This window comes from Moorena sp. SIO2C4 (assembly GCF_010672485.1).
GTDB classification, from domain to species: domain Bacteria; phylum Cyanobacteriota; class Cyanobacteriia; order Cyanobacteriales; family Coleofasciculaceae; genus Moorena; species Moorena producens.
On sequence record NZ_JAAHGN010000584.1, the window covers coordinates 1 to 4700 of the forward strand.

At 45.2% G+C, this 4700-nt stretch carries 5 protein-coding genes; 3 read left to right on the forward strand and 2 right to left on the reverse strand.

The window, feature by feature from the left end; all coding sequences use genetic code 11:
* Together F6K20_RS24990 and F6K20_RS24995 are read left to right on the forward strand one after the other, a co-directional pair.
* The coding region (locus F6K20_RS24990; RefSeq protein ID WP_287296431.1) for a hypothetical protein at positions 1 to 184 on the forward strand (184 nt) is incomplete at its 5' end.
* Between the two features lie 51 nt (positions 185 to 235).
* Positions 236 to 697, forward strand: a complete 462-nt coding sequence (locus tag F6K20_RS24995; protein WP_287296433.1) for a hypothetical protein — start codon at positions 236 to 238, stop codon at positions 695 to 697.
* A gap of 268 nt (positions 698 to 965) precedes the next feature.
* Here F6K20_RS24995 and F6K20_RS25000 read toward each other — a convergent pair whose 3' ends face one another.
* Together F6K20_RS25000 and F6K20_RS25005 are read right to left on the reverse strand one after the other, a co-directional pair.
* Positions 966 to 1496: a GrpB family protein gene (locus F6K20_RS25000; protein ID WP_008178988.1), complete on the reverse strand. Its 531-nt coding sequence runs from the start codon at positions 1494 to 1496 to the stop codon at positions 966 to 968.
* 552 nt (positions 1497 to 2048) lie between these two features.
* Positions 2049 to 3233 (reverse strand): RNA-guided endonuclease InsQ/TnpB family protein, encoded by a 1185-nt coding sequence (locus F6K20_RS25005; protein ID WP_044492212.1) that lies wholly within the window; start codon positions 3231 to 3233, stop codon positions 2049 to 2051.
* Positions 3234 to 3407: 174 nt separating this feature from the next.
* Between F6K20_RS25005 and F6K20_RS25010 the strand changes: the two genes are divergently transcribed.
* On the forward strand, positions 3408 to 4700 hold a 1293-nt coding region (locus tag F6K20_RS25010), incomplete at its 3' end, for an AMP-binding protein (protein WP_287296434.1).

Sequence of the window (4700 nt, forward strand, 5' to 3'; positions counted from 1 at the left end):
ACAGATGAACTATTTACCAGATCAGCAAGCAATTACCCATCAGGGGGCTATAGTAATGGTAAAAATATTAGGCTTAAGTGACATGCTTCCCCTATTACCTATTACCCATTACCTATTACCCATTCCCCATTCCCCATTCCCCATTCCCCATTCCCCATTCCCCATTCCCCTTTTACAAATATGAGATGCACCCAGCGCGGCTCTCCCCCCAAAGTAAACTTTAGGTAACTCTATCATGCCAGAAAAGCGATGCAGCGCGGTCTTGGGGGTTTCCCCCATGAGCGACTGCATCAAGACGCGATTAGTTGATCATCCCATCGATTACCACGAAGCCATGGAGCGCCTTGAGCAGCTTGCCCAGAGGAATTCCAAGCCCGAAAATTCCTATCCCTATCCCATCACCGAGCGAGAACAAATCCTAATTCGACTGTACAGTTACTGGGAATTGGGTATGACACCGCAACGGTTTTATCAAAAGTGGGACATAACTCCAGAAGATATAGCTTTGATCTGTTCTTGCTCTACTCAAACCGTCAACGGCTGGTTTAACACCAGTCGTCGCTGTTACCCTCCCACTCCCGGTCACTTGCGCCATCTGGCCATTATGGATTTCTTATTGGAAGATTTTGAGACAATTCCGAAAGAGTTATTGGAGCGATTGTTCTCGAAGGAGGTCAGAATGAAGAATTTAGAATGAAGAATTTAGAATGAAGAATTTAGAATGAAGAATTTAGAATGAAGAATGAAGAATGTAGAATGCATAATTTAGAATGGTGAATGTAGAATGGTGAATGTAGAATGGTGAAGGCAGAAGGCAGAAGGCAGAAGGCAGGATTTCCAATTCTAAATTCCCAATTCCCAATTCCCAATTCTAAATTCTATTGAATTCTAAATTATGCATTATTAATTACCAATTATTAATTCTCAATTATTAATTCTCAATTATTAATTCTACATTCTACATTCTACATTCTACATTCTCTGCGCCACTCTGCTGCTTTTCGATCCATCTCTTTGATGAACCCATCTTTTCCCTCCATATATGCTTCAATATTGTCTGGATATTTCTTAGCAAGTTCTCGCTTAAGTTCACCGTATTTTTGGGCATCCTTAGGATGGGCAATCAGATAATCTCGAAAGGCTAAGTGGCGCTCTACCTCTACCGAATTAACCTCAAACATATGAACATGATGTGTTCTGATTCCTATTTGATTATGTTTCCGGAAATAACGACGACCTGGTATGCCGTATTCACCCATTCCTTCATAGCCTATTGTCTCCATTGCTGAACTATTTTCATCTACTTTGGTAATGTCTTTGACTTCAACCAAAATATCAATAATTGGTTTAGCATCTAGTTCTGGAATAGATGTACTCCCAATATGGTGTACAGCAACTAAGTTTTCGGCGACGGCAAGGGCAATCTGCTTTGATTCACGCTCAAATTCATCTCGCCACTTGGGGTCATGGGGAACAACTTCTACTTTTATTGACATAACTACAGCATTTTTATTGTAAGTATATGCGCTACGCGAACAGCGGTCAGCCGTCAGCCGTCAGCCGTCAGCCGTCAGCCGTCAGTGATCAGCAGAGGTAACTTAGATGAAACAAATGGTTACCTGTTTTATTCCAAAGCTGAAAGCTGAAAGCTGAAAGCTGATAGCTGATAGCTGAAAGCTGAAAGCTGAAAGCTGAAAGCTGATAGCTGAAAGCTGAAAGCTGATAGCTGAAAGCTGATAGCTGAAAGCTGATAGCTGATAGCTGAAAGCTGAAAGTTGATAGCTTACGACTATACCTGCTAAAGAAGTAGAGAGCTGAGCGATTATTAAGCAGAAATTAAAGAAAGAAATCTAACGATTTGCCCAACTGGGTAACCTGTTAAGTATGGTTTTAGTGAATTCTCCCTCCGCTAACATGCGCGGGTATAGCGGGGGCTTCAAAGACGAGCGCCCTGATGTGGGTGTTCGTTTTTGAATTTCCTGGTTATGCTTCGTTACCGAAGTTTGCACCACTTACCTAGCGTTCACACGCCCCGGCAGATCGATTGCTCAGGCAGTTTCCAGTTCCCGATGTTCCACGGGTAAAGTTTGATGTTTTGCGATTCCCCGGTTGCAAATTACTTGAGCGCTAGCTACGTCTCTAGGCTTGACAGAACAGCAGTTATCGCAACGGTGAATCCGATCAGCGAGTGTTTTTTTAACAGTTACACCGCAATCGGGGCATTCTTGAGAAGTTCCACGGTGATCAACCGTGTCGAAAAACTTCCCAAGTTTCAACGCGACAGTCTTAGTAATCTGACGCAATTCACCTAAACCAGCGTCTAAGGTATGTTTACCCAACATCCCCTTAGCCATTGTCCGAAAATCAATGTCTTCAAAGAAAATACTGTCACACTCAGCTAGCAGCTGATGAGCCAGTTTGTAATGGTGATCTCTTCTTTGAGCCGCTACAGTTCGGTGAAGTCTCGCTACTTTCAACTGAGCTTTACGGTAGTTAGCTGATCCCTTTTGTTTCCTGTTTAAGCGACGTTGCAGCAATTTAAGCTTGCGTTCTGCTTTGACTTTGAACCGGGGACGCTTTACCTGTAAGCTATCTGAAGTGGCGACAAGGTAATCAAGTCCAAGATCAACACCAATAGCGTGACCGTGGAACCCAACTGACGGAACATTAACATCACACTGGATGCAAATATTGCAATACCAGTGATCCGCTTTTTTGATGACCCGAACATTTTTAATTTTGAAACCATCCGGGATCGGACGATGAAGATTAATTGTCACTTTTCCCAGTTTGGGAAGCTTGATCACGTTGTTTTGAGCATCTAATGGTGAAGTTTTGAACTGAGGAAATAATGTTGATCTCAGCTTCCCTGGTTTCTTAAACCGTGGATATCCAAAACCACGTTCACGCATAAAATCAAACCCTTTGTGAAGCTGTTTGATAGTGCATTGCAGGTTTTGGGCAGGCACCGCTTTCAGTCGTGGGTTTGTCTTTTTAGCTTTAGCTAATTCAGCATTCTGCTTATATTCGGACGGATACGGTTCATCGGGTGGAATTACATATTCACTAACGATTGAACACCGATCAATCGGACACTTCCGGCTGTTTGACCAGTCTTTAATCTGCCTCAAAGCGTAGTTGTAAACCCTTCGAGACGTTTCGAGCCAGTCACACAGGGTGATCGCCTGTTCAGCATCGGGATAAATACGATATTGGTAGTTCAATCTCAGCATACCCATAGTATAGCTAGTTCTACTAGCAACCTCACCATCCGTAGACTAAAAAATTGGTAAAGTTAAGGGCAAGTGGATGAATCCCACTTGCCCTTAACAACCCCCAACCCTAGTTAGACTTAGCCTGGGCTAGGTCTAGACTACCTAAATAGATATCAGTAATTTCCCATAACTATGTCACAACCCACTATAGAATCAATCCTTCAAGAAGAACGGCTGTTCCCGCCACCGACTGACTTTTCTGAGAATGCCCAGATTAAGAGCATGGCGGAGTATCAGCAACTGTATGAACAAGCCAAAGCTGACCCCCAAGGGTTTTGGGCCCAGCTTGCAGACCAAGAACTAGACTGGTTTCAAAAGTGGGATACGGTATTAGATTGGCAACCCCCCTTTGCCAAGTGGTTTGTTGGTGGAAAGATTAATATTTCTTACAACTGTCTTGACAGACACCTCACTACCTGGCGTCGGAATAAAGCTGCCCTGATTTGGGAAGGGGAACCGGGAGACTCCCGCACCCTAACCTATGCCCAGTTACACCGGGAAGTTTGCCAGATGGCAAATGTGATCAAACAACTGGGAGTGAAAAAAGGCGATCGCGTTGGCATTTATATGCCCATGATTCCGGAAGCTGCCATTGCCATGCTGGCCTGTGCTAGAATTGGTGCTCCCCACACGGTTGTTTTTGGTGGCTTTAGTGCTGAAGCCCTAAAAGACCGACTGGTAGATGCTCAAGCTAAATTAGTAATTACTGCTGATGGGGGCTGGCGCAAAGACAAGATTGTTCCTCTCAAGATCCAAGTTGATAAAGCCCTAGAGAATAATGGCGCACCTACTGTAGAAAACGTCCTAGTGGTAGAACGCACCAAGCAAGGGATTGACATGGAACCAGGACGAGACCACTGGTGGCATGACTTGCAACCGGGAGCATCTGCGGATTGTCCAGCGGAACCCATGGATAGTGAAGATATGCTCTTCATTCTCTACACTAGCGGTACCACCGGTAAACCGAAAGGGGTCGTTCACACTACTGGTGGCTATAACCTCTACACCCACATGACTACCAAGTGGACCTTTGACCTCAAAGAGACCGATGTCTACTGGTGTACTGCTGATGTTGGCTGGATTACCGGACACAGTTACATTGTCTATGGTCCATTGTCCAATGGTGCTACTAGCCTGATGTACGAAGGGGCTCCCCGTCCTTCCAATCCCGGTTGCTTGTGGGATGTGGTAGAAAAATATGGAGTCACTATCTTCTACACTGCGCCCACTGCGATTCGTGCCTTTATTAAGATGGGAGACCAGCATCCCAACGCCCGTATGATGACTGGCTTGGTGAACCAGTTCAAGACCGAACCCGAACTCGCAACCGAACGAGCTGGCGGTGACATGCACTGGATCGTTCCGGTGACGACGACGGGCCCACTCACCGGGCCGGCCATCGCTCCGCCAGGTGCCATCGAGTCC

Bases quoted from the DNA above. Each gene is read 5' to 3' on its own strand.
- F6K20_RS24995 (WP_287296433.1), top strand. From the start codon at position 236: ATGCCAGAAAAGCGATGCAGCGCGGTCTTGGGGGTTTCCCCCATGAGC.
- F6K20_RS25005 (WP_044492212.1), bottom strand. From the start codon at position 3,233: ATGCTGAGATTGAACTACCAATATCGTATTTATCCCGATGCTGAACAG.
- F6K20_RS25000 (WP_008178988.1), bottom strand. From the start codon at position 1,496: ATGTCAATAAAAGTAGAAGTTGTTCCCCATGACCCCAAGTGGCGAGAT.